This window comes from Falsiruegeria litorea R37 (assembly GCF_900172225.1).
Lineage (GTDB): Bacteria > Pseudomonadota > Alphaproteobacteria > Rhodobacterales > Rhodobacteraceae > Falsiruegeria > Falsiruegeria litorea.
In genome coordinates this window covers 58,748-81,404 of sequence record NZ_FWFO01000007.1, presented here as the reverse complement: position 1 = coordinate 81,404, position 22,657 = coordinate 58,748, and the positions used below count along the sequence as shown (strand labels likewise).

Sequence of the window (22,657 nt, the reverse complement as noted above, 5' to 3'; positions counted from 1 at the left end):
GCAAAGCTCCGGTTTCAAATGTTCAGAAAAGGTTTCAGGGCAGCGACGTACCCATCTGGGTCGAGCATCGCCTTGAAGTGGCCGCCGCCGGTTAGCTCTTTCAACTGGGCATTCGGCAGGTTTCGGGCGAGATTGCGGGACATATGTGGGGGAACGACCTGATCGCCATTGACGGCGATTACAAGGCAGGGATGAGTGATCTCTTGGATGCGGTCGGTTGCGTCATGCGCCAGAATGGCCCGCATCCTGTGGGCCAGAACCGTCGGATCAGAAGTTTCTATCGTCCGTTTTTCCCATGTGGCCGCCCGCTCGGGGTTGTTGGCGATGTCTTCCGGTGAAAATGTCGACAGAATCTGCGCCTTGGCATAGCCCTCAACCCCCTGGTTCTCCAAGATTTCCGCGCGCAGGCCAAAGGATCGGCGGAAATAGTCGTCCGGTCCGGCCCAGGTTGAGCTGAACACAATCCGCTTGACTCGGTGGGGATGGCCAAGTGCGATCCGTTGCGCGACCGGGCCCCCCATAGATTGACCGACAACGCTGCATTGTGCGATGCCCAGATGATCAAGCAGGACCAGAACCAGATCAGCCATATCCTGGATTGCGTCCGGGCCGATCACGGTCATTGGATGGTCCAAGGCTATGACGCGGAAACTTTGCGACAGCGCGGGCACAACACCTTGCCAAAATGCCAGTCGCCCCCCAAGTCCGGGGATCAGGACGAAAACAGGGCCTTGCCCATGGTCCTGATATTCGATGTCCTCGCCGTGGAAATTGATTGTGGGCATATTGAACCAGTGCTCGTGTTTGATTGACAAGTTACAGCAGGTGACACCAGGAAAGACAAGCGATGGTTGGGTTAATCCTTTGAGGTTGCTGAGATAAATCTGAATGCCGAACAGATCGATGAGAACACGCATATGATCCACAAGCCCCCGGACTTGGCACATTTTGAGCGCGTTGCGATGGAAACAGTCGTCGGCTTTCCGCCCGCATTTCGTGCCGGTGCTAGGGATGTCGCCTTGCGTGTTGCCGAGTGGCCAACCGCGCAAATGGTCAAAGAGATGGATCTGCTCTATCCGGTTGAACTCACCGGGCTGTACGAGGGTATTCCCATGACCCAGAAGTCAGTCTTTGACATGGCCCCACAGCCGGATGTCGTTTGGCTGTTTCGCGAACCGATTCTAGAGGAGTGGCGCATACGGGACGATGTCGAGTTGGACGACTTGATCGCGCATGTTGTGGTTCACGAGTTCGCCCACCACTTTGGGTGGAGCGATGAAGATATAGCCACCATAGATCAATGGTGGCTATAGCGGACCGGGGTCAGATAGACCCCGATCAGAACGTCAGCCGACAATCAGCTGTTTCATCTGGAGCGCTTCATATTCCAGCTCTTTCAAGCGGAAGTTCACCACGTCGCCGATGGTGATCATGCCTGCGAGCTTGTCAGAATCAACAACCGGCATGTGGCGAAAGCGTCCTTCGGTCATGCGCTTTAGGACGGAAACCAGCGCGTCGCCCGGGGCGCAGGTCTCGACGGTGCTGGTCATTACTTCGGACACCAGCTTTGGCAGGGTCTGACCCGGGGTGTCGGCCAGCTTTCGCACGATGTCGCGCTCGGACAGGATGCCACACAACGCACCCGATTCGTCGGCCACCATCAAGGCGCCAATCCGCCGATCGCGCAGGATTTCCACCGCATGTCCCAGCGTTTCCCCCGGCGCGATGGTGAACACTTCGCCACCTTTCTGGCCTAGAACCGTGCCGACAGTGGCCGATTCGGGCTGCAGGTTGGTGCTTTGATCCTGGCTGTGAGAGCGGGATTTGGCCTGATCTTTGCGCATGGGGGCCTGGTACGATGTTGGCATGGAATAGCTGTCCTCCCTCGGGTGTTGCTGTTCTCCTCATGAATCAGCATAACCCAAGAAATTCTTGATGCGGGAAAAAAACGTGACCGATTTCACCCTAACTCCAGCGATCGCAACGGTGATTTTTGTCCTGGCATGTCTGTCAGGATACCAATACCGGCGGGTGTGGAAGAATGAGGGGCCAAAATGGCAGCTGTGGGTCTATGGCCTGATGGCCGCAGGCGGGTTGCTGCTTTTGGGGTTCAAGCCGCTGACGGTTTGACGAGCAGGCGGCTTAAACCGCTTTGCTGTCCATCTGCGCGCGCTCCAGCATCTTTTTTGCGCGTGGGCACTCCAGACGTTCACGCAGCGGGCTGTTGGGGTCGATTTCTTTCGAACAGACAAGGCACTGGTCGGAATCGCCAATGGCATTCAACCCACCGCAACTGCCTTTGATCGACCGCCCCATCAGGATCACGCCAAGGGCCATCCCCAGCATGATCACCATCAAAATACCAAAGGTCAGGGCAAACGTGGCCATGTGCTACGTTCCTTTGTCTTCGGCAGTTACGCAGTCAGTGCCTGGAACCGCGAGCTTGCCTTGGTGTTGAACCGCAGCTCGGACGCATCGGCGTCGCGTTCGATGAACAGGACGGCCAGGTTCTGAGCTTCGGCAATTTCCAGGCCGCGTTCACGACCCAGGATCAACATAGCTGTGGCCCATGCGTCCGCAAGCATCGAGTTGTCGGCCAGCACGGTCGCCGAGGCGGTCTTGTGCGTGATCGGGCGACCCGTTGCGGGGTCGATGATGTGCGAATAACGCTGACCGTCTTTCTCGAAATAGTTGCGGTAGTCACCCGAAGAGGCCATGCCCAGACCCGAGATGCCAACAACCTCCATCACGCCGCCCGACAGGGCCGCAGGCTTTTCGATGCCGATCTGCCAGGGCAGGCCGCTTGCGTTCTTGCCCGAGGCATAGAGGTCGCCGCCGATTTCGACCATATAGTCTTTGATACCAAGGGCTTCGATGGCACGACCCACGTGGTCAGCGCCATAACCTTTGCCGATCGCGGCCAGGTAAACCTGTGCGTCGCCTTGGGTTTTCTGCAGGGTCGAACCGCCAACTTTCAGCGTGTTGCCGTGACCCGAACGTGCCTGCGCGGCGCGAATGTCTGCGTCGCCCGGAACCGGTGCGGACCCGTTGGCGCCAAAGCCCCAAAGCTCGATCAGCGGGCCCATGGTGGTGTCGAAACGGCCTTCGCTGGCGATGTTCACGGCCTCGGCGGCCTGCATCACGTTTGCGAGATTGTCGGACACGGCGACTGTGTCGGTGCCGGTTTGCGCGTTGAAACGCGAGATTTCCGAGCGCGGGTCCCAGTTAGACATCTGCTGGTTCACTTCGGCCAGCGCACCGTCGATGGCTGCGCGCAGGTCGGCGTCTTTGACCTGACCAGAGGCGTCCAGAGCGACGACATTATAGGTGGTGCCCATTGTCTTGCCGGTGATTTCCAGCGCGGCAGTGCCAGGCTTGCATGCGGCAGCCAGGGCCAGCGATGACAGAATGAACGTACGGCGCGAAAACTTGGTCAAATCGGGCACGAGAGACACCTCTTTTGGGAATCGACGGGTCGACACTGTATATCCGACACATCGAAGTTCGTTTCAACTCCGGGCTTTTGTGCGACATTGGCCGATACTTCAACCGAAAAAGTACACCAAAAGATGCAAATGAACACTTTCGTCCGTCGCTGACTCAATGCATAAGCTAGCCAAACTTTGACAAAGAGGTAAGTACCGTGCAGCGCTTCTCGCTACGCAAGGGCTTAAACATCCCGATCACGGGTGCCCCAAGTCAAAACATCGAAGACGGACCCCAGGTTCGGACAGTCGGTGTTCTTGGCGACGACTACATTGGATGGAAACCTCGGATCGCAGTGGCAGAGGGTGACTTGGTAGGACCCGGCACTCCGGTTCTTATCAGCAAGGACATGCCGAGCGTTCAGGTGGTGTCTCCCGTGGCCGGTCGGGTCAAGGCGATCAACCGGGGTGCGCGGCGTAAGCTGGTCAGCATCGAAATCGAAGTGGGCGATGGGGCCGACGCGGTCGATTTCTCGAACGTGGGCGATCTGTCGACGACCGAGGGGTTGGTCGAGCGTCTGTCGGCTGCCGGTCTGTGGACCGCGTTCCGCACACGGCCCTATTCCAAGGTGCCCGCGCCCGAGACACGGCCCTCTGCGATCTATGTAACCGCGCTGGATACCGAGCCGCTTTCGGCCGACCCCGCGCAGATCATCAATGCCGAGGCGGAAGCCTTTGCAACCGGTCTGGCCGCGATTGCCAAACTGTCCGAGGGCAAGACGTACCTTTGCCAATCCGATGGCGCCTCTTTGCCGGGTGGTGAAGCACAAGGGGTCGAAGCGGTGGCCTTTGCAGGCCCGCACCCCGCTGGCCTGGCCGGAACGCACATGCATTTCGTTGAACCCCCGGTGGGTGACAAGGTTGTCTGGACCGTTGGCTATCAGGACGTGATTGTCATTGGTCGCCTGTTGATGACCGGCACGTATGATGCCTCTTGCGTCATCGCTCTGGCCGGACCGGTTTGTTCCAACCCGCGCCTGGTGCGAACGGTGGCTGGTGCCTCAATGGCGGATGTTGCTCAAGGCGATCTGCCGCAGGATCTGCCGGTGCGCATGATCTCGGGCTCGGTGCTCAGTGGTCGGGCAGGGGAGGGCGCAGACGGGTATCTGGGCCGTTACGCACGCCAGATCACCCTGATGGAAGAGGATCACAAGCAGATCCCCATGGGTTGGATCCGGCCGATGTTTGCCAAATATGCAATTCAGCCGGTTCTGGGTTCGGCCTTGTCGCGCGCCAAGTTCCCGCTGACCACCAACCTGAACGGCGGTCGCCGTGCGATGGTGCCACTGGGTACGTTCGAAGAACTGATGCCGCAGGATTACCTGCCGACGCAACTGCTGCGGGCCTTGCTGGTCATGGATACCGATCAGGCACAGCTGCTTGGCGCGATGGAACTGGACGAAGAAGATCTGGGTCTTGTGGGCTTTGCCTGCCCGGCCAAATACGAATACGGCATGGCGCTGCGCGACTGCCTGACGAAGATCGAGAAAGAGGGGTGAACCGTGGGCTTGCGTAGCTTTTTCGATCGGATTGAGCCGCACTTTGTAAAGGGCGGCAAGTATGAGAAGTATTTCCCCATCTACGAGATGGTGGAGAGTTTCATCTACACTCCGAAAACCGTAACGACCGCAGCGCCTCATGCGAGGTCTTATGTGGATATGAAGCGGATCATGACCTATGTCGTGATCGCGACCATCCCTTGTATCCTGATGGCGCTCTACAACACTGGCTATCAGACCAACCTGGCAATTGCCGAGTTTGGCGCATCGGGCTGGCGGGTTTGGATCATCGAGACACTGGGCATCGGGTTCAACCCGGCAAACCCCTTTGCCAACATGATGCACGGGCTGCTCTATTTCCTGCCGATCTATATCGTGACGCTGGTTGCGGGTGGTATCTTTGAAGTGGTCTTTGCCACTGTGCGCGGGCACGAAGTGAACGAGGGCTTTCTGGTCTCGTCCATGCTTTATGCCCTGATCGTTCCGGCAACCACGCCGCTTTGGCAGGTGGCCCTGGGTATCATCTTTGGTGTGGTGATCGGGAAGGAAGTCTTTGGCGGCACCGGCAAGAACTTCCTCAACCCGGCCCTCACCGGACGCGCGTTCCTGTACTTTGCCTATCCCGCGCAGCTGTCAGGTGACAGTGTTTGGGTGCCGGTTGACGGCTTCACCGGCGCGACCGCGCTGGCCGTATCGGCTTCGGACGGGTTCCAGGAACTGGCCGCACGCGGCATGAGCTGGTGGGACAGCTTCTATGGCTTCATTCCGGGTTCGATGGGGGAAACCTCGACACTGGCGTGTTTGATTGGCCTTGCCTTCTTGTTGTTTACCAAGATCGCGAACTACCGAATGGTGGTGGGCTGTATGGCCGGAATGATCGGCTTCTCGCTGCTGCTGAACTGGATCGGTTCCGACACCAACCCGATGTTTGCGATGCCTTGGTACTGGCACCTGGTGCTGGGTGGCTACGCCTTTGGTCTGGTCTTCATGGTGACCGAGCCCGTATCGGGCGCACACACCAACATGGGCCGCTACATCTATGGCGCGCTGATCGGTTTCATGGTTGTGATGATCCGTGTGATCAATCCGGCCTTCCCCGAGGGCATGATGCTTGCCATCCTGTTCGGAAATGTTTTTGCACCGCTGATCGACCACTTTGTCGTGCAGGCCAACATCAAACGTAGGGCAAAGCGAAATGCCTGAGGAAAACCAGAACCAAACCCCCGCTAAGGGACCCATTGGCCGCTTTCTGGCTCTGCCGCCGGATTCCGTACCAAAGACGGTCTTTGTTGCCGTAACGCTTTGCCTTGTGGCGTCGATGATCGTGTCGGCTGCCGCCGTGGCGCTGCGTCCGCTGCAAGAGGTCAACGCGCTGAAGGACAAGCAGATCAACATTCTGCAGGTCGCAGGCATCTATGACCCAAGCGAAAACGTGGTCGAGGCATTTGCCGCGTTTGAGCCGCAAGTGCTCGACCTGGCGACAGGCACCTTCTCGGATGAGTTTGACGCTGCCACATTCGATGACCGCGCCGCCGCGAGTGATCCAGAGCTGTCGGTTGCGCTGACCGAGGATCCGGCCGGTATTGCGCGTCAGGGTAAATACGCGACCGTTTATCTGCTGCGCGATGATGCGGGCGATATCGACAAGGTGATCCTGCCGATCCACGGCTATGGCCTGTGGTCGACGCTCTATGGCTTTATCGCACTGGAAGAGAACGGCAACGACATCTTTGGCCTGCAGTTCTATGAACACGGCGAAACGCCGGGTCTGGGCGCCGAGGTGGACAACCCACGCTGGAAAGCCCTGTGGAACGGCAAGAAGCTGGCCGATGACAACGGCGATCTGCAGATAAGCGTCACCAAGGCGGCCCCAGCCGCCGGTGCTGAATATCACATCGACGCTCTGTCGGGTGCGACGCTGACCACGGTGGGTGTCCACAATCTTGTGAACTTCTGGATGGGCGAAACCGGGTACAAACCGTTCCTGGACAACCTTAAAGCGGGGAATCTGTAATGGCGCACAAACGCAAAGAAATGCTGATCGACCCGCTGGTCGACAACAACCCGATCACGTTGCAGGTTCTGGGCCTTTGTTCGGCGCTCGCCGTGACTTCGTCGCTGCAGGTGGCGTTTGTGATGACGGTCGCGGTGACCCTGGTGACCGGGTTCTCGTCAATGTTCATCTCGATGATCCGCAACCAGATCCCCGGCTCGATCCGGATCATCGTGCAGATGGTCATCATCGCCTCGCTCGTGATCCTGGTGGACCAGATGCTCAAGGCTTATGCGTTTGAGATTTCGAAAACACTGTCGGTCTTTGTGGGCCTGATCATCACCAACTGTATCGTGATGGGCCGCGCCGAAGCGTTTGCGATGAAGAACCCGCCGATCGACAGTTTCATCGACGGCATCGGCAACGGTTTGGGTTATGGCCTGATCCTGATGTTGGTGGGCTTTGTGCGCGAACTCTTTGGCTCGGGCAGCCTGTTTGGCGTGACCATCCTGGAAACCGTGAACAACGGTGGCTGGTATGTCCCCAACGGCTTGCTGCTGTTGCCGCCGTCGGCGTTCTTCATCATCGGTCTGATCATCTGGGCCTTCCGCGCATGGAAGCCCGAGCAGGTCGAAGAGCGTGAATACAAAATCCAAGTGGTCGAGGCGCACTGATGGAAGGTCTCATCTCTCTCGCGGTCAAGGCGATCTTTGTTGAAAACCTGGCCCTCTCGTTCTTCCTGGGTATGTGTACCTTTATCGCGGTGTCGAAAAAGATCTCGACCGCGATTGGTCTGGGCATCTCGGTCATGATCGTTCAGGCGATCACCGTGCCGGCCAACAACCTGATCCTGAACTACCTGCTGGCACCAGGCGCGCTGGCATGGGCTGGGTTCCCGGATGTGGATCTGACTTTCCTTGGTCTGATTTCCTACATCGGGGTGATCGCGGCCCTGGTTCAGATCCTGGAAATGGTGCTCGATAAGTACTTTCCGCCGCTCTACAATGCGCTTGGCGTCTTCCTGCCGTTGATCACGGTGAACTGCGCCATCCTGGGTGGTTCGCTGTTCATGGTGGAACGGGGCTATGACTTCTCGGAATCGGTGACTTACGGTCTGTCTTCGGGCTTTGGCTGGGCACTGGCGATCACTGCTATGGCCGGCGTGCGCGAAAAGCTTAAGTACTCGGATATTCCCGATGGTCTGCAGGGCCTGGGTATCACATTCATCACCGCAGGTCTGATGGCGATGGCCTTCATGTCCTTCTCTGGCGTGAAACTGTAAGGGAGGCTGAATAGATGGAAACTTTTGGCCTGGGGATCGTCCTCTTTACCTTGATCGTTCTGGCGCTTGTCACGATCATTCTGGCCGCACGCTCGCGGTTGGTGTCGACCGGTAACGTCAACATCACCATCAACGGTGAAAAGACAATTTCGGTTCCGGCGGGTGGCAAGCTGCTGCAAACGCTGGCCGAACAGAAACTGTTTGTCCCCTCTGCCTGCGGCGGTGGTGGCACCTGTGCGCAATGCCGTGTGAAAATCCATTCGGGTGGCGGGTCGATCCTGCCGACCGAAGAAAGCCACATCACCAAGCGTGAAGCCGCCTGCGGCGACCGCCTGTCCTGTCAGGTTGCGGTCAAGCAGGACATGGAAGTGGAAGTCCCCGAAGAGGTGTTCGGCGTCAAGAAGTGGGAGTGCACTGTGCGCTCGAACGAAAACGTCGCAACCTTCATCAAGGCGCTGACACTGGACCTGCCCGAAGGCGAAGACGTGAACTTTCGCGCTGGTGGCTACATCCAGATCGAAGCACCCCAGCACCAGCTCAAGTACACCGAGTTTGACGTCGAAGAGGAGTACCGCGAGGATTGGGACAAGTTCAATCTGTGGCAGTATGAATCCGTTGTCGCCGAGCCGATCGAGCGCGCCTACTCGATGGCCAACTACCCGGACGAAAAGGGCATGATCATGCTCAACGTGCGAGTTGCATCGCCGCCTCCGGGCTCGCAGGGTATCCCGCCGGGTCAGATGTCGTCGTACATCTTTAACCTGAAACCGGGCGACAAGGTCACGATCTCAGGTCCGTTTGGTGAATTCTTCGCCCGCGAGACGGAAAAAGAGATGGTGTTCATCGGTGGTGGTGCCGGCATGGCCCCAATGCGCAGCCACATCTTTGACCAGCTCAAGCGCCTGAAGAACAAGGATCGCAAGATCACCTTCTGGTACGGCGCCCGTTCCAAGCGCGAGATGTTCTTTGTCGAGGACTTTGACGAGCTGGCGAAGGAGTTCCCGAACTTCACTTGGCACGTGGCGCTGTCTGACGCACTGCCCGAAGATGACTGGGGCGGCTACACCGGGTTCATCCACAACGTTCTGTTTGACGAATACCTCAAGAACCACCCGGCGCCTGAGGATTGCGAATACTACATGTGTGGCCCGCCAATCATGAACCAGTCGGTGATCAACATGCTGCTCGACCTGGGCGTTGATCGCGAAGACATCATGTTGGATGACTTTGGTGGTTGATGCGATCCCCGCAGAACTGAAGACAATTGGAAGAGGCGCGCAAAGACAGTTTGCGTGCCTCTTTTCCCGTCAGCCTTTCGAATTTCGCAGCATTCTCTCGCGCAAAGCGGCTGCAATTAGGGAAGGAAAATCCTGAGATAATCAGAGATATGCTCATCCTTTATACCATCATACTCGCGGACGTTGTATGTTGTTTCTATCCGTGAGGTGCTCTTTCCAAAATCCGTATGCCTTTTCTGTCAGATGCGACTTTTGTGGGACGCTTATCTCTGCCTAGATGACTGGTTTTGTTACATCAAATTTTTCACCGCATACTTCTAGGTCAAAAAGACTTGACAAAAATTTATTGCTGACACTCTCCTATAGCGAGTGTTTTTCTTCCTAAATAGCCCAAAAGACCTTAAAGTGGATTTTGGGGTGTCATCTGTATGAGTGAGTAATGGTCCGGTTGATCACAGTTGTTTTTGCGCTGCTTTGTTCGTCAATTGCATATGCAGATCTTTTGGATCTTTCGGACTATGGTGAATTCAAAAAGATATATCTGATCCCGTCAACGTCGGCCAAAAACATCGAAGTTCGTGTGTTTGTACCAGTGGGCGAAGTGGATCGTACAGGTCCCGAAGGACTGGCGCACTATCTTGAGCATCTTGTTTTGTGGTCCGCAGACAAGGTTCACGGCGAGGGGCTGCGCAATCGCATGATGAATGCGTGGACATCTCCCTATTGGACTGCCTATTGGAACAGCGGACCGATTGATGCGTTCGAGAACATGATGCGAAGCGCGCGCGCTGTGTTTGAGCCCGTTGAGCTGACCCCGGATTTCATGATGACGGAACGCAGCGTGGTAGAACGAGAGTTCGATCTGCGGTATCGGGGCAATCCGACAGCGGTGTTGTATCGCGAGGCTTACAAACACCTGTACGGCGGGCATGCCTTGGGGCGTTCGGTCATGGGCACGCCTGAAAGCCTTGGTCAGATTTCGCCCGCAGAGGCCTAGGACTTTCATCAAGAACGATATCGCGCTCAAGACGCCTTCATGCTGATCTTTGGTCCTGTCACGCGGGACGAGGTTGTTGCACAGATTGAGAAACATCATCAGAATCTACCAAAGCGGGCACCGTCCGAGCGCGGGTTCAAAGCGGCCGTCCCTGCTCTGCCAACGGACGATCTATCGTTGCGTCTACCGGATATGACCCGCGACCAGGTGCTCATTTTGGGAAAGGCGGCCCCACCTTTGGGGTTCTCGCGTCGCAAGCTGTGGTTTTCGATTCTTCTGTTGGGGGATATCCTGATTTCTGCTCAGCACGGCGGGTTAATCAAGCCACTCTACTACGACGACTTTGTCGTCACAGACTTGAGCACACGCTTGTATTTGCTGCCGACTGGTGAGGTGGGGTTCGAAGTGCTCTTTCGCCCCGAGGATGGGATTTCCACCGCGGACAGCACCAAACGCGTGCGCGCTGTCCTAAATGATTGGGCTACCGATGGGTTGCCCCCAGAAACCGTGCAAGCCGTTCGCGAGCAAGCACGGGCCGAGGTTCGGCGGCTTGAATTTGATCAAGCCGCATATCACGCAACAATTGCGCAAAGCACCTTGTTGAACTTGGGCACTGCCTTGGACGTGAAGGCCTATCATTATGAAATCAGTCAGCCGGACGTCGACGATCTGAACCTGCTTTTGAAGTCGATTGTCGAAAGCCAATTCGCCACAATCGCAATCGCCTATCCGGAGATTTCTCAATGATCAATTTTGCTCATAGGCTTGTTTCTTTTGCTTTTTGTGTTGCTCTTCATGTTCTGCCAGCCGCAGCTCTTGAGGTTGAAACCCACACAACTCCGGCAGGGTACCAGTTTGATCTGATGAAGGTTCCCAAAGCCACCCAAACGGTTATCCGAATTGTTTGGAAGGGCGGGAACGGGTTTCTTCCCGATGGCAAAGAAAACGTCGATGAGTTGGGGCCCGTGATGCTGGTGAACGGTGGCTCAGAGGGGCTGTCTCCGGATGAGTTGCAACGGCAGGTCAACGCGCTTGGGGCCGGGTTCCAGGTCTATTCAAAGCTTGATGCACTGCATGGGATGCTCATTGCTCCGAATGACAAGCTGGCCGAGACAGCCGCGCTTTTGAACACCGTCTTGGCAAAACCCACGATGGATGGCCGCTGGTTGCGACGGTTCAAGCGTAACTTCGTTGAAAACGTGTCAACTAACGCAAAGACCCCGTCAGGGCAGGCTTGGCTTACGATACGCGAAGTCACGGTGGGAGATCACCCTTATCGTCAAATCTGGAATGCGACACCCGTCGAGAACATTTCCAGTATCACGATCGCGGACATCAAGGACTGGCATCGCCGTGTGGTCACCTCTGATGGGGTCAGGGTGTTTGTAGCAGGCAAGGCAGAGGTCACAGATATTGCTGCAGCAGTGGACATCGTGCTTGAGGGTCTGCCGACAGGGTCTGGGCGGCAGGATTTCCCGCAACTCGAAATGAGCTATCCTGCGAAAACCATCCTGGTGCATCGCCCCGAGGCGGAGAAGTCATATCTTTTGATTGGTGGGCCTGTTCCCAAAATCTATGCCCCAAATCAAGAGGCCCGCGAGATCGGGGTCGGGGTTCTGGGCGTCTCCGACCAATCGCGCCTGTTCACTGCCGTCAGAAAGGAACTGCGCGCCGCTTACGGGTTCAAGGCCTGGATGGATAGTTTCTCGCGGGAAAACGCGATGATATACATGCAAGGCGAGGTAGAGACCGCCAAGTTGCAAGATGCATATGATACCGTTCGCGACACCTACGAAGAGCTCAGGACAGATGGCATTGGCCTGATCGAGTTTCCGTTCGCACAGCGTATTTTCAAGAACAGGGCTTATGGCATAGCCGAAAAGCCCAGGGGCGCCGCCAACTTGATGGTCGAGGCCTGGTTGACCGGCAGGCCGGTGGAAGATGGGTTGCGTTACCCCGAGCGGGCCGCAGGTTTGTCACGAGGATCAGTTAATCAGGCGATCCAAGACGAGTTTCCGCCGTTTTCGCAGATGGTGAAGATTGTCGTCAGCCCGGACCGTGATGCCGTCGTTGCAGACTGTATTATCGCCGATTTTTCCGAAGCAGATCGGTGCCGGTGATCTGATTGGGGCCGCCTGAGCGCTATAACCGCAGCGATCCGGAGCATTCTAGAGCGGGGCCGTATTAGGATCCCCGGCAGTGTCTTCTGTCCGACCGCGTGGGGAAGCGGATCAATCAAGTGTTTCCGGTGTCAGAAAACTTGTTTGCTCGGGCTGTTCGGCAGACCGATGTCATGCTGGTGGGCGCATAGTATTTCGGTCTGGGGGCCGCCTCCTCAAATTTTCGGCGGTCTTGCGATCGACTGTATCAATAGGCTGGAGAAACCATAGATTTAATGGATTTCCCATCGTGAGCCGCGTTGCGTAAGGACTTGGCGAACAGTGTGACGTCGATATTTGTCGCCACAAATGTCGCGCCAAGCTCTAGGCACGTACGTTGCATTGCCGGGTCCAGGGTCAGGATACCGGCTGCCTTACCTGCGGCGACGATTCGGCGGATTGCGTCGAGCACAGCCGCGACCACGTCAGGGTGGTCGGCGTTTCCGATATGCCCCATGTCTGCCGCAAGATCCGAGGGGCCGATGAATACGCCGTCCACTTTCGTCTCAAGAATGTCGTCAAGTGCGGCCAGTCCCGCCAGGTTTTCCACCTGCACCAACAGGCAGATCTGTTCATCTGCGGTTGTTAGGTAGTCCGGGATCGCCGCGAAACGCGAAGCCCGGGCCAGGGCAGATCCAACACCCCGAACGCCGTGTGGCGGGTAGCGCACGGCCCTCACTAGTTCGGTCGCCTGATCACCACTTTCCACCATCGGCACCAGCAGGTTCTGCACGCCAGCATCCAAGTATTGCTTGATCATCCAGGTCTCGCCAATGGGCAGACGCGCAACCGGGTGGCTGCCTGATCCTTCGATCACACGGACCTGTTCCAGGATCGAATTCAGGTCGTTGGGTGCATGCTCGCCATCAACCAGCAGCCAGTCGAACCCGGCGGTGGCGGCAATCTCGGCGGCATAGGCGTTGGCCATCCCGACCCAGCATCCGATCTGGGGCTGGCCATCTGCCAAGGCTGTTTTGAACGCGTTATGAGGTGCGGGCATCGGTGAGTTCCCTAAGCAAAGTTGATGTCGACGGAACCAAACGCACCAAAGTCGGCGTGGATTTGGGTACCCGAAGGGCATTCGACCGGGCGGATGAAACTGCCGGACAAGATCACCTGACCGGGCTCGATGCTTTGGCCGTATTGCGCCATGCGGCGAGCGAGCCAAACGACGCTTTCAATCGGATCGTTCAGCACGCCTGCGCCCAGGCCGGTCTCTTCCACCTCGCCGTTGCGAGAGGTGATCGCACCAACCCACCGCAGGTCAAAGGCATCGACCGCGTGACGTTCGGCCCCCAGCACGATGCCCGCATTGGCGGCATTGTCGCTGATGGTGTCAAAGACAGTGCGCGCCTTGCCGGTGTCCGGGTCCGCGCGTTGAATGCGGGTGTCCAGGATCTCGATCGACGGAGCAACATAGTCTGTGGCGGCGATCACGTCGTCGCGGGTGATATTTTCGCCCCCCAAGGCAGATTTCATGACAAAGGCGATCTCGGCCTCGATCCGGGGCTGGATGAACCGTCCCGCCGGTACGGTTGCTCCGGTGGCAAAGGCCATATCGTCAAACAGGATGCCGCTGTCGGGGATGTCGATATTCAGCGCGTATTGCATCGCCTTCGAGGTCAGCCCGATTTTCCATCCGATCACGCGGCGTCCCTGGGTCAGTTTTGCCCGGTAGATGGCGTTTTGCACCTTATAGGCGTCATCCATTCCCATCTCGGGATGGCGCAGCGTCAGCAAGCCGATTTGCTGGCCGGTCACTTCGGCCTGCAGCAGATCAGCAGCGGCACGGGCGTGATCATCCGGTGTCATACCTGTTCGTCCTCCACCGTGTTGCGGAGGGTGCCGATACCCTCCACTGAGACTTCAACCACATCGCCGGGGGCCAGGTATTTAGGTGGATCAAACCGCGCGCCGGCCCCGGTGGGGGTGCCGGTGACGATGATATCGCCCGGCTGCAACGTCATGAAGGTCGAGATGTATTCGATCTCGCGCCGGATCGGGAACATCATGCGGTTCAGCGTATCGTCCTGGCGAAGTTCACCATTCACATGGGTCTGAATGCGCGCGTCATCGAGTTGTGCAGCATCCGTGAATGGCACGAGCCACGGCCCGATGGCGCCCGAGTTGTCCCAGTTCTTGCCTTGGGTGACGTTGAATTTGGCGTGACGCACCCAATCGCGAATTGTCCCCTCGTTGCACAGGGTCAGCGCTGCGATATGGTCATAGGCGTTATCTTGGGAGATCCGGCGACCACCCTTGCCAATGATGATGGCAACCTCGCCCTCGTAGTCCAGAGTATGGTTTTCGGGTGGACGGATCAACGGGCGGTCATGGCCGGTGAACCCGCTGGCATAGCGCGGAAAGAGGGACATGTATTTGGGCTGCGCGCTGCCGTCTTTGTATTCTGCGTTGCGGTCGGGGAAGTTCACGCCAACGCACAAGATGCGGCGTACGTCCGGCATCACCATGTCATAGGTGAACTCGGTGTGGGTGACAGGTTTGCCTTTGGCAGCCCCGGACAGTTTGTCGAACTCACCCGCTGCAATGACCTCATAAAGGCTGGCGCGTCCGGGGAATGCATCGTTCAGCGCAATCGCGCCGTCATCGGTGATTGCACCAAAATGGCTCTCGCCGTTGGCGGTGTATGTCGCAAAGCGCATCAGGCCTCCTCGGGGGCATCAATGCCACCCATGCACAGGTATTTCAGTTCCATGAAGTCATCCAGACCATAGCGCGATCCCTCGCGGCCCAGGCCGGACATCTTGACCCCGCCAAAGGGCGCCTCGGCCGTCGAGATCAGGCCGGTGTTGATGCCGACCATGCCGTATTCCAACGCCTCGGACACCCGCCAGACGCGGGCCAGATCGCGAGAGTAGAAATAGGACGCCAAGCCAAATTCGGTGTCATTGGCGGCAGCCACGACCTCGGCCTCGGTGTCGAACTTGAACAGGGGCGCGACGGGGCCAAAGGTTTCCTCGGTCGCCACGGCCATGTCAGCCGTTACACCGGTCAGGATGGTGGGCTCAAAGAAGGTGCCGCCAAGCGCGTGTACCTTGCCACCTAGGGTGACGGTTGCACCCTTGCTCGTGGCGTCAGTGACATGTTCCGCCACTTTGTCCACGGCGGCCTGATCGATCAGCGGGCCAAAGATGATGCCCTCGTCAAAGCCGTTGCCGGTTGGCAGGGCCGCAACCTTGGTCGCCAGTTTCTCGGCAAAGGTGTCATAGACGCCCGCCTGCACGTAGATCCGGTTGGCACAGACACAGGTCTGGCCGTTGTTGCGGAATTTGGCGATCACGGCGCTTTCGACGGCCGCGTCCAAATCGGCGTCGTTGAACACGATGAAGGGTGCATTGCCGCCCAGTTCCAACCCCAATTTCTTGATCGTGGGCGCACATTGAGCGTAGAGCATCGCGCCGATTTCAGTCGAGCCGGTAAAGGTCAGCTTTTGGACGGTTTGATTGCCGGTCATCTCGACCCCGATCGCACGGGCGGACCCGGTGATGACGGAGAACAACCCGGCAGGCAGGCCCGCGCGTTCGCCCAAGACCGCCAGAGCAATGGCCGAAAATGGCGTCTGGCTCGCGGGTTTCAGCACCATGGCGCAGCCAGCGGCAAAAGCGGGGCCGGCCTTTCGGGTGATCATCGCGTTGGGAAAGTTCCAGGGCGTGATCGCAGCGACGACGCCAATGGGTTGCTTGATGGTGATGATCCGCTTGTCGGGCGCATGGCCCGGAGTAACGTCGCCATAAGCGCGCCGCGCCTCTTCGGCGAACCATTCAATGAAGGAGGCGCCATAAGCGATCTCACCCTTGGCTTCGGCCAGTGGTTTGCCCTGTTCGGCAGTCAGGATGGCCCCCAAATCGTCCTGATGGTCCATCATCAGATCAAACCAACGGCGCAAGACCTGCGCGCGGTCCTTGGCAGTGCGTTTGGCCCAGGCCTTTTGCGCTGTCTGCGCGGCAGCAATTGCGGCGCGGGTTTCGTTCCTGCCGAGGTTGGGCACATGGCCGATCACCTCGCCCGTGGCGGGGTTGGTGACGGCCAGGCCGGTGTCATCCGCCTCGATCCACTGACCGCCCACAAGGGAGGCCTGACGCAGAAGGGTCGGGTCGTTGAGCTTGATCATGTCGACCTCTTACGGGGCAATGATCGGCGTGGCGGCCAGATCGGAGTCTTTCACCTCGGCGCCGACAAACTCGGTCCCGTGCTCGAACCAACTGCGTGGCGCGGCGGCCCCCCAAAGGGTCTGGCGTTGCGGGTCCTTGAGATCCCACTTGATCGGCTCGAGATCCGGATCGACGGTCTGATAGTCCGAGCAATAGATCTCGATCCGGTGACCGTCGGGGTCCAGGATGTAAAGGAAGAAGGCGTTCGAAATGCCGTGGCGACCGGGGCCGCGTTCGATGTTGTCGACATAGCCGGTGGTCGACATCAGATCGAGCAGGTCGATGATGTTGAGCGGTGTGGGCACCCAGAACGCCACATGGTGCATCCGGGGGCCTTTGCCGTTCGTGAACGCCATGTCGTGCACGCCGCCCTTGCGGTGCATCCAGGCCGCCCACAGACGCTTGCTCTCGTCGTCTTCGGTGTATTCGGTCACCCGGAAGCCAAAGTCGCTGTAGAAGGCCACGCTGTCGTCAACGTTGGACGAGAAGCAGTTGAAGTGATCGATGCGCAGCGGTTTGACCCCGCGATAGAGTGCGTATTTCTGATGGATCGGCTCCAGCCGGTCCATCTTGTGATAGAACTCCAACGGGATGCCCATGTTGTCCGATGTGAGCAGCGTGCGACCCTGATAGGGGCGCTCGACCCAGGATGTTGGGCGGCCCTTGGATCTGAAATAGGTCTCGGCCTTGTCCAGATCATCCTCGTCAAATGTTTTGAAGCCCATCACCTCGACCGTGCCGGGTTGATCCGATTTCTGCAGGATCACGCAGTGGTGGCCGCGTTCCTCCATCGCGCGCAGGTAGATATGGCTGTCGCTTTCATCCGAGACCTGCAAGCCCAGGATGTCGGTATAGAACTTGCGCGAAGTGGCCAGATCACTGACGTTCAGGCACACATGGCTCAGACGGATGGTGTTGAAATCAGGGTAGAGGTTGGGTGCGGGGATGGGCATCAAAGTCTCCTCGGTTTGCGTTCAGCGCCCAGAATTTTTCAAAAATTCTGGGCCATTTTCTTTGAAAGAAAATGGCGCGCGGGTCATAGGACGGGGAAAATCACGTTGGTTTGGCCGGTGCCGGAACTGGGGAAATACTCGGTCACAATCTCACACTTCCTGTTATAGCTGTCCCAGCCAAGCGCACCGTAAAGCATCGCAGTGTCGTGCATGGACCCTTCTCCACAGCAAAACGACGCATAATCGCCCAGCATCTTTAGGAAGGTGGCATGATCACCGGCCTTCCACATTTCAAGCACGTGCAAGTCCATCTGCCGGTTGAACTCGGAACTGATGGTAAAGGTGCCATTGTTGGCGGCGTAATCCTTGTTGGGCCAGATCTTGTGGCTGAGCGACCCGGACGCCACGAGCAACACCTTTTCGTCGCTGGCTTCGATCGCCTCACGGATGGCTTCGCCCACCACACGGCTTTCATCGTGATCATGCACTGTGGCCCAGGCGGCGATGGAAACCACCTTCATCTCATGTTCGCGGCTCATGAAGCGCATTGGCACCAGCGTGCCGTATTCCAGCTCCAGACTGTCCAGATGATGGCACAATGTATAGGCACCCTTGACGGATGCGGCCTTGGCTATGGCGTCCCCCAATTCAGGGTTGCCGTCATAAGCATAAGGCAGGTCCTGAATGAACTGCGGGAACTCGTTCGACGTGAACAACCCCTCGAACCGCGCATTGGCGTTGATGTGGAAGCCCGCGTTGATCACCCAATGGGTGTCGCAGATCACCACCGTCGTCGCGCCCAATTCCTTGGCGCGCCGTGCGATTTCGCGGTGACCGTCAATGGCGGCCTGACGCTTGCCCTTCACGGGTCCGTCCTGCTCGGACATGAGCATTGTGGGCACGTGGGTCATCTTGGCGGCGAGAACAATCTCTCCCATGGTCTCCTCCTGGAGTTTGAGTGGGGTTCGCGCGGTTTCTAGGGGCTCAGCCTTTGCCGAGCTGCATGATCTTGTGCTGACCGGTGGCAAAGCCGATGTGCTTTTGCTCCATGTAAAACTCGAACGACCAATCCCCGCCGTCGCGGCCTATGCCGGACGCCTTGGCGCCGCCAAACGGCGTCGGCAGGTGGCGGACGTTTTCCGAGTTCACCCAGATCATCCCGGCTTCCATTCGTTCGGTCATCCACAGGGCGCGGGTCAGATCGTTGGTCCAGACATATCCGGTCAGCCCGTATTCGGTGTCATTGGCGATGCTCAGCGCCTCTTCCGCGGTCAAAAAGGGGATCGAGGTCAGGACGGGGCCAAAGATCTCTTCACGCGCAATGCGCATGTCGTTGTTGGCGTTGGTGAACAAGGTGGGGCGGATGAAATAGCCCTTGTCGCCGACCTTTTCACCTCCTGCAGCCACGGTTGCGCCGTCTTCCTTCGCAAGGTCGAAATAGCTGGTGACCTTGTTGTAATGTTCTTCGGTCACAAGCGGGCCGATCTCGGTCGCGGGATCCAGAGGGTGGCCGACCTTGATGTTGTTCACACGCTCAATCAGCTTGGCCTCGAATTCATCTTTGATGGTGTCCTGCACCAAAAGGCGCGAGGACGAGGTGCAGCGCTCGCCATTGATCGAGTAGATCATGAAGATCACAGCATCCAAGGCACGATCTAGATCGGCATCATCAAAGACGATCACGGGGTTCTTGCCGCCAAGTTCCAGGTGATTGCGCTTGTGCGTGTCAGCGCCCTGTTTGACGATTTTGCTGCCTGTGGCGCTCTCACCGACAAAGGCGATGGCCTTGAGTTTTGGATGCTCGCAAAGCGCCTTGCCCGCGTCGGGTCCAAAGCCGTTCACGGTATTCAACACGCCTGGTGGCAAACCGGCCTCTTCGGCGATCTCTACTAGCAGGCGGGCGGTCAGGGGGCTGTCTTCGGCGGGTTTGTGAACCACGGTGCAGCCGGCCGCCAAGGCGGGCGCGATTTTCCAGGTGGACAGCATGAACGGCGTGTTCCACGGGGTGATCACACCAACTGGCCCCAGGGGCACGCGGGTGGTGATGTTCATCAGAGTGGGCGATTTCAGGTGCTGACCGTCGCGCGCCTGCACGACCTGATCGGCAAAGAACCGAAAATTCTCAGCCCCGCGTAACGCGGCCTTTGACATGAACCGCCAGGTTTGGCCGGTGTCCCAGCACTCGCACAGCGCAATTTCCTCGGCACGTGCCTCGATCGCTTCGGCGACGTTGAGCAGGATGCGACGACGCTCGGTTGCGGGCATGTCGCGCCAGGCAGGAAAGGCATCATGTGCGGCCTGTGCGGCGGTGTCGATGTCGGCGGCTGTGCCATGAGCCACGTCGCAGATCACCGACTTGTCGACGGGCGATGTGGTTTGAAACACGCCACCCGATCCGTCGCGATCCTCGCCCGCGACGCGGTTCTTGATGCCCGAGGCTTTGAAACGCGCCAGATGGCCGGCCAGTTTTTCGATGTTGGTGTCCAAGGCGCTCATGGATCAGCTCTCCTGCTTGGTCGCGGTCAGGTGGTCCCGGATGGTCCCGGTCTTGGGCGACAGGTCGGGGTCGATGTCGCGCATCTCAAGCGAAAGCGCGATGGAATGATGGGCAAAGGCGGGTTCGAGATAGGTCTTTGCCGCCTCAAAAATCCGCTGCGTTGCGTCGCGTTTGACGTCGTCAGGACGGCCCGCGCGCAACCGGATCGAGATGTCGATGAAACCATGCGCAGGGTTGCCATCGGCAATGGCATAGTGATCGACGCGCGTGGCCCGGACGCGGATGCCAGGCATGGGGAATGTGTCGATCTCTGCCGCTGTGGCCCGGATGCATTCGCACAGGCCATCCATGTCGACATGGTCGGCCAGATTGCCGGAATATTCGACGTGGAAATGGGGCATGGTTCCTCCTTCAGTTAGTAAACATGTTTAGTAATTTGCGAGTCGCCTGTCAAGTGTTTGCTTTGTTAATCTTTGCAATTTTCCAATCTGCGCTCTAGAAGGCAATCATGACGCAAGATAGCCAAACAAAAAGCACCTCGCGTGCGCTGCCAATTGCACTGCTTAGGGCACGGGAAACCGTGATGGCCCCCATTCGTGACATGCTGCAGGACATCCATCTGACCGAGCAGAAATGGCGCATCCTGCGTGTCCTGCACGAGATGGGCGAGGTCGAACAGAGCACAATCTCGAAAGAGGCGTGCCTGCTGCTCCCCAGTCTCACCCGCATTCTGCGCACGATGGAGGCGGACGGCCAGATTGCGCGTCGGCAGGACACCGACGACAAGCGTCGGACCAAGGTCAAGATCACCGATGCCGGTCGACAGATCCTTGAGGCGAACTTGGGTACATCGCTTGCCATCTACACCACCATCGAAGAGCAGATGGGACAGGATAAACTGGACCAGCTGCTGGACCTTCTGGAAGAATTGCAGGCGGTCAAAGTCTGACCCCGTCGATGGACGACGGGGCCAAAGGGCGATCAAGCCGCGGACAACCCGTTATCGAGCGCTGACAGGATCTTGTTCACATCGTCCGTTGTGATGATCAGCGGCGGCGACAAGATGATGTTGTTGCCCGACACCCGAACCATGACGCCATCTTCGTAAGCCGCTTTTTGCACTTGCAGAGGCACGTGCTTGGCGATGGGTGTTTTGCTGTCGCGGTCCGAGACCAATTCTAGCGCAGACATCAGGCCCTCGCCCCCGCGCACATCGCCCACGATATCATGCTTTTCCTTCAGCTTCTGGAGGCCCGCAAAAAGCTCATCCCCACGCGCGGCTGCGTTTTCCCAGATGCGCAGGCGCTTGATTTCTGACAGCGCGGCCAGGGCCGCCGCCGCTCCAACCGGGTGGCCGGAATAGGTATAGCCCTGATCGACCGAGGCCTTGCCGGTGGTGTCGCTTTCAAACACCTCGGCCACGGCGCCGGAAATCATCGCGGCGCCAAAGGGGAAGTATCCGTTGGTGATCGCCTTGGCAGTGGTCATGATATCGGGTTGCACGCCCCAATGCCGCGCGCCGCTTTCACTGCCGGTGCGGCCGAATGCGGTGATGATCTCGTCCGAAATCAACAGGATGCCGTGCTTTGAGCAGAGCTCGCGCACCATCGGCATGAAGCTTTTGTGCGGTGGGATCACGCCGCCGGCCCCCAAGACGGGCTCCATGATAAAGGCCGCGACGGTACCCGCGCCCTGAAACGCGATCTCGGCCTCCAGCGCTTTGACGCAGAGTTGCGCCAGGCGTTCCGGGTCGGTTTCATCGAACGGGTTGCGGTATGTCCAGGGTGAGGGCACGTGGAAACAACCGGGCATCATCGGCTCGTAGGCGGCGCGGAACTTCTGGTTTCCGTTCACGGATGCAGCCGCGAAATGGGTGCCGTGATAGCCCTGTTTCAGGCTGATGAATTTGGTGCGCCCGGCCTCGCCGCGAACCTTGTGATACTGGCGCGCCATCTTCAGTGCGATTTCAACCGAATCTGATCCGCCCGAGGTAAAGAAAGCCCGCGTCAGGCCGTCTGCTTCGAAGAACTGCGCCAGCTCATAAGACAGCTCGATCGCCTTGTCGTTCGAGGTTCCCCGGAAGGTCGAGTAATAGGGCAGGGCGTTCAACTGGTCGGCAATCGCCTGCTTCACCGGCTCGCAGGAATAGCCCAGGTTTACATTCCAAAGGCCGCCAACCGCATCAAGCGCGCGGTGCCCATCCACATCAACGATATGTACGCCCTCACCTCCGGTCAGGATGGTGGGCGGGTTCTTTTGGCTGTCTGCGGGATGCGCCATCGGGTGCCAGAAATGGCGGGCGTTGTTTTCCTTCAGAAAGTTGGAATCTTTCATGTCAGGTCTCTCCTCGGACGTGTTGCGGGCGACGGCATGTTCCGTCGG

24 protein-coding genes and 1 pseudogene are annotated in these 22,657 nt (G+C 58.2%); 12 read left to right on the top strand and 13 right to left on the bottom strand.

Going from position 1 to position 22,657, the window contains the following annotated elements:
- Positions 1–14: 14 nt before the first annotated feature.
- Positions 15–785, bottom strand: a complete 771-nt coding sequence (locus TRL7639_RS21690; protein ID WP_165759880.1) for an alpha/beta fold hydrolase — start codon at positions 783–785, stop codon at positions 15–17.
- 132 nt (positions 786–917) lie between these two features.
- Between TRL7639_RS21690 and TRL7639_RS21685 the strand changes: the two genes are divergently transcribed.
- Positions 918–1,313 carry a metallopeptidase family protein gene (locus TRL7639_RS21685; RefSeq protein ID WP_085798023.1) on the top strand — a complete coding sequence of 132 codons (396 nt, stop codon included), beginning with the start codon at positions 918–920 and terminating at the stop codon, positions 1,311–1,313.
- Between the two features lie 33 nt (positions 1,314–1,346).
- Here the strand turns inward: TRL7639_RS21685 and TRL7639_RS21680 are convergent, their stop codons facing one another.
- Complete coding sequence (locus TRL7639_RS21680; RefSeq protein WP_085798000.1) at positions 1,347–1,868, bottom strand: CBS domain-containing protein; 522 nt, start codon at positions 1,866–1,868, stop codon at positions 1,347–1,349.
- An 82-nt stretch (positions 1,869–1,950) separates the two neighbouring features.
- Between TRL7639_RS21680 and TRL7639_RS21675 the strand changes: the two genes are divergently transcribed.
- A complete protein-coding gene (locus TRL7639_RS21675) occupies positions 1,951–2,130 on the top strand; it encodes a hypothetical protein (RefSeq protein ID WP_085798022.1) in 180 nt (59 codons plus the stop codon).
- A 12-nt stretch (positions 2,131–2,142) separates the two neighbouring features.
- Here the strand turns inward: TRL7639_RS21675 and nqrM are convergent, their stop codons facing one another.
- Together nqrM and TRL7639_RS21665 are read right to left on the bottom strand one after the other, a co-directional pair.
- Positions 2,143–2,388 (bottom strand): (Na+)-NQR maturation NqrM, encoded by a 246-nt coding sequence (gene nqrM, locus TRL7639_RS21670; protein ID WP_085797999.1) that lies wholly within the window; start codon positions 2,386–2,388, stop codon positions 2,143–2,145.
- A gap of 26 nt (positions 2,389–2,414) precedes the next feature.
- On the bottom strand, positions 2,415–3,446 hold the full coding sequence (locus TRL7639_RS21665) for an FAD:protein FMN transferase (RefSeq protein ID WP_306456286.1): 1,032 nt from the start codon (positions 3,444–3,446) through the stop codon (positions 2,415–2,417).
- Between the two features lie 197 nt (positions 3,447–3,643).
- On the opposite strand from TRL7639_RS21665, the gene TRL7639_RS21660 reads away from it, so the two are divergent.
- From TRL7639_RS21660 to TRL7639_RS21620, 9 genes and pseudogenes are all read left to right on the top strand, one after another.
- Complete coding sequence (locus TRL7639_RS21660; RefSeq protein WP_085797998.1) at positions 3,644–4,984, top strand: Na(+)-translocating NADH-quinone reductase subunit A; 1,341 nt, start codon at positions 3,644–3,646, stop codon at positions 4,982–4,984.
- A gap of 3 nt (positions 4,985–4,987) precedes the next feature.
- Positions 4,988–6,187 (top strand): NADH:ubiquinone reductase (Na(+)-transporting) subunit B, encoded by a 1,200-nt coding sequence (locus tag TRL7639_RS21655; protein WP_085797997.1) that lies wholly within the window; start codon positions 4,988–4,990, stop codon positions 6,185–6,187.
- On the top strand, positions 6,180–6,998 hold the full coding sequence (locus tag TRL7639_RS21650; RefSeq protein WP_085797996.1) for a Na(+)-translocating NADH-quinone reductase subunit C: 819 nt from the start codon (positions 6,180–6,182) through the stop codon (positions 6,996–6,998). Before TRL7639_RS21655 ends, TRL7639_RS21650 begins: the two co-directional genes overlap by 8 nt.
- Complete coding sequence (locus tag TRL7639_RS21645) at positions 6,998–7,651, top strand: NADH:ubiquinone reductase (Na(+)-transporting) subunit D (protein ID WP_085797995.1); 654 nt, start codon at positions 6,998–7,000, stop codon at positions 7,649–7,651. The genes TRL7639_RS21650 and TRL7639_RS21645 overlap by 1 nt, the downstream gene beginning before the upstream one ends.
- Positions 7,651–8,259, top strand: a complete 609-nt coding sequence (gene nqrE / locus TRL7639_RS21640; RefSeq protein WP_085797994.1) for an NADH:ubiquinone reductase (Na(+)-transporting) subunit E — start codon at positions 7,651–7,653, stop codon at positions 8,257–8,259. The genes TRL7639_RS21645 and nqrE overlap by 1 nt, the downstream gene beginning before the upstream one ends.
- Positions 8,260–8,273: 14 nt before the next feature.
- A complete protein-coding gene (gene nqrF, locus TRL7639_RS21635) occupies positions 8,274–9,497 on the top strand; it encodes an NADH:ubiquinone reductase (Na(+)-transporting) subunit F (protein ID WP_085797993.1) in 1,224 nt (407 codons plus the stop codon).
- 439 nt (positions 9,498–9,936) lie between these two features.
- Positions 9,937–10,494, top strand: coding sequence for a M16 family metallopeptidase (locus TRL7639_RS21630; protein ID WP_085797992.1), 558 nt, complete (start codon positions 9,937–9,939; stop codon positions 10,492–10,494).
- A 12-nt stretch (positions 10,495–10,506) separates the two neighbouring features.
- A pseudogene (locus tag TRL7639_RS21625) lies at positions 10,507–11,241 on the top strand (insulinase family protein); the annotation flags it as partial.
- A 116-nt stretch (positions 11,242–11,357) separates the two neighbouring features.
- The gene (locus tag TRL7639_RS21620) at positions 11,358–12,614 is read left to right on the top strand and encodes a M16 family metallopeptidase (RefSeq protein ID WP_165759879.1); all 1,257 of its coding nucleotides are present in this window, start codon (positions 11,358–11,360) and stop codon (positions 12,612–12,614) included.
- Positions 12,615–12,861: 247 nt separating this feature from the next.
- Here the strand turns inward: TRL7639_RS21620 and TRL7639_RS21615 are convergent, their stop codons facing one another.
- From TRL7639_RS21615 to TRL7639_RS21580, 8 genes are all read right to left on the bottom strand, one after another.
- The gene (locus TRL7639_RS21615; RefSeq protein ID WP_085797989.1) at positions 12,862–13,653 is read right to left on the bottom strand and encodes an aldolase/citrate lyase family protein; all 792 of its coding nucleotides are present in this window, start codon (positions 13,651–13,653) and stop codon (positions 12,862–12,864) included.
- Between the two features lie 11 nt (positions 13,654–13,664).
- Entirely contained in the window at positions 13,665–14,465 is an 801-nt protein-coding gene (gene hpaH / locus TRL7639_RS21610; protein ID WP_085797988.1) for a 2-oxo-hept-4-ene-1,7-dioate hydratase, read from the bottom strand.
- Complete coding sequence (locus tag TRL7639_RS21605; RefSeq protein WP_085797987.1) at positions 14,462–15,316, bottom strand: fumarylacetoacetate hydrolase family protein; 855 nt, start codon at positions 15,314–15,316, stop codon at positions 14,462–14,464. The genes hpaH and TRL7639_RS21605 overlap by 4 nt, the downstream gene beginning before the upstream one ends.
- A complete protein-coding gene (locus tag TRL7639_RS21600; protein ID WP_165759878.1) occupies positions 15,316–16,785 on the bottom strand; it encodes an NAD-dependent succinate-semialdehyde dehydrogenase in 1,470 nt (489 codons plus the stop codon). The genes TRL7639_RS21605 and TRL7639_RS21600 overlap by 1 nt, the downstream gene beginning before the upstream one ends.
- A gap of 9 nt (positions 16,786–16,794) precedes the next feature.
- Positions 16,795–17,778 carry a 3,4-dihydroxyphenylacetate 2,3-dioxygenase gene (hpaD, locus tag TRL7639_RS21595; RefSeq protein WP_085797986.1) on the bottom strand — a complete coding sequence of 328 codons (984 nt, stop codon included), beginning with the start codon at positions 17,776–17,778 and terminating at the stop codon, positions 16,795–16,797.
- A gap of 83 nt (positions 17,779–17,861) precedes the next feature.
- Positions 17,862–18,716, bottom strand: a complete 855-nt coding sequence (gene hpaD / locus TRL7639_RS21590) for a 3,4-dihydroxyphenylacetate 2,3-dioxygenase (protein WP_085797985.1) — start codon at positions 18,714–18,716, stop codon at positions 17,862–17,864.
- A gap of 46 nt (positions 18,717–18,762) precedes the next feature.
- Positions 18,763–20,274, bottom strand: coding sequence for a 5-carboxymethyl-2-hydroxymuconate semialdehyde dehydrogenase (hpaE, locus tag TRL7639_RS21585; protein WP_085797984.1), 1,512 nt, complete (start codon positions 20,272–20,274; stop codon positions 18,763–18,765).
- A gap of 3 nt (positions 20,275–20,277) precedes the next feature.
- Positions 20,278–20,676, bottom strand: coding sequence for a 5-carboxymethyl-2-hydroxymuconate Delta-isomerase (locus TRL7639_RS21580; protein ID WP_085797983.1), 399 nt, complete (start codon positions 20,674–20,676; stop codon positions 20,278–20,280).
- A gap of 107 nt (positions 20,677–20,783) precedes the next feature.
- Between TRL7639_RS21580 and hpaR the strand changes: the two genes are divergently transcribed.
- Positions 20,784–21,224 (top strand): homoprotocatechuate degradation operon regulator HpaR, encoded by a 441-nt coding sequence (gene hpaR / locus TRL7639_RS21575; protein ID WP_085797982.1) that lies wholly within the window; start codon positions 20,784–20,786, stop codon positions 21,222–21,224.
- 32 nt (positions 21,225–21,256) lie between these two features.
- Here the strand turns inward: hpaR and TRL7639_RS21570 are convergent, their stop codons facing one another.
- Positions 21,257–22,609: an aminotransferase class III-fold pyridoxal phosphate-dependent enzyme gene (locus TRL7639_RS21570; protein WP_085797981.1), complete on the bottom strand. Its 1,353-nt coding sequence runs from the start codon at positions 22,607–22,609 to the stop codon at positions 21,257–21,259.
- Between the last annotated feature and the right edge of the window lie 48 nt (positions 22,610–22,657).

Coding starts and splice junctions, on each gene's coding strand:
- hpaR (WP_085797982.1), top strand. CDS start 20,784: ATGACGCAAGATAGCCAAACAAAAAGCACCTCGCGTGCGCTGCCAATT.
- TRL7639_RS21620 (WP_165759879.1), top strand. CDS start 11,358: ATGAAGGTTCCCAAAGCCACCCAAACGGTTATCCGAATTGTTTGGAAG.
- TRL7639_RS21690 (WP_165759880.1), bottom strand. CDS start 785: ATGCCCACAATCAATTTCCACGGCGAGGACATCGAATATCAGGACCAT.
- TRL7639_RS21605 (WP_085797987.1), bottom strand. CDS start 15,316: ATGCGCTTTGCGACATACACCGCCAACGGCGAGAGCCATTTTGGTGCA.
- TRL7639_RS21630 (WP_085797992.1), top strand. CDS start 9,937: ATGGTCCGGTTGATCACAGTTGTTTTTGCGCTGCTTTGTTCGTCAATT.
- TRL7639_RS21650 (WP_085797996.1), top strand. CDS start 6,180: ATGCCTGAGGAAAACCAGAACCAAACCCCCGCTAAGGGACCCATTGGC.
- hpaE (WP_085797984.1), bottom strand. CDS start 20,274: ATGAGCGCCTTGGACACCAACATCGAAAAACTGGCCGGCCATCTGGCG.
- TRL7639_RS21600 (WP_165759878.1), bottom strand. CDS start 16,785: ATGATCAAGCTCAACGACCCGACCCTTCTGCGTCAGGCCTCCCTTGTG.
- TRL7639_RS21680 (WP_085798000.1), bottom strand. CDS start 1,868: ATGCCAACATCGTACCAGGCCCCCATGCGCAAAGATCAGGCCAAATCC.
- nqrM (WP_085797999.1), bottom strand. CDS start 2,388: ATGGCCACGTTTGCCCTGACCTTTGGTATTTTGATGGTGATCATGCTG.
- TRL7639_RS21645 (WP_085797995.1), top strand. CDS start 6,998: ATGGCGCACAAACGCAAAGAAATGCTGATCGACCCGCTGGTCGACAAC.
- nqrE (WP_085797994.1), top strand. CDS start 7,651: ATGGAAGGTCTCATCTCTCTCGCGGTCAAGGCGATCTTTGTTGAAAAC.
- TRL7639_RS21570 (WP_085797981.1), bottom strand. CDS start 22,609: ATGAAAGATTCCAACTTTCTGAAGGAAAACAACGCCCGCCATTTCTGG.
- nqrF (WP_085797993.1), top strand. CDS start 8,274: ATGGAAACTTTTGGCCTGGGGATCGTCCTCTTTACCTTGATCGTTCTG.
- hpaD (WP_085797985.1), bottom strand. CDS start 18,716: ATGGGAGAGATTGTTCTCGCCGCCAAGATGACCCACGTGCCCACAATG.
- hpaD (WP_085797986.1), bottom strand. CDS start 17,778: ATGCCCATCCCCGCACCCAACCTCTACCCTGATTTCAACACCATCCGT.
- hpaH (WP_085797988.1), bottom strand. CDS start 14,465: ATGACACCGGATGATCACGCCCGTGCCGCTGCTGATCTGCTGCAGGCC.
- TRL7639_RS21580 (WP_085797983.1), bottom strand. CDS start 20,676: ATGCCCCATTTCCACGTCGAATATTCCGGCAATCTGGCCGACCATGTC.
- TRL7639_RS21685 (WP_085798023.1), top strand. CDS start 918: ATGATCCACAAGCCCCCGGACTTGGCACATTTTGAGCGCGTTGCGATG.
- TRL7639_RS21615 (WP_085797989.1), bottom strand. CDS start 13,653: ATGCCCGCACCTCATAACGCGTTCAAAACAGCCTTGGCAGATGGCCAG.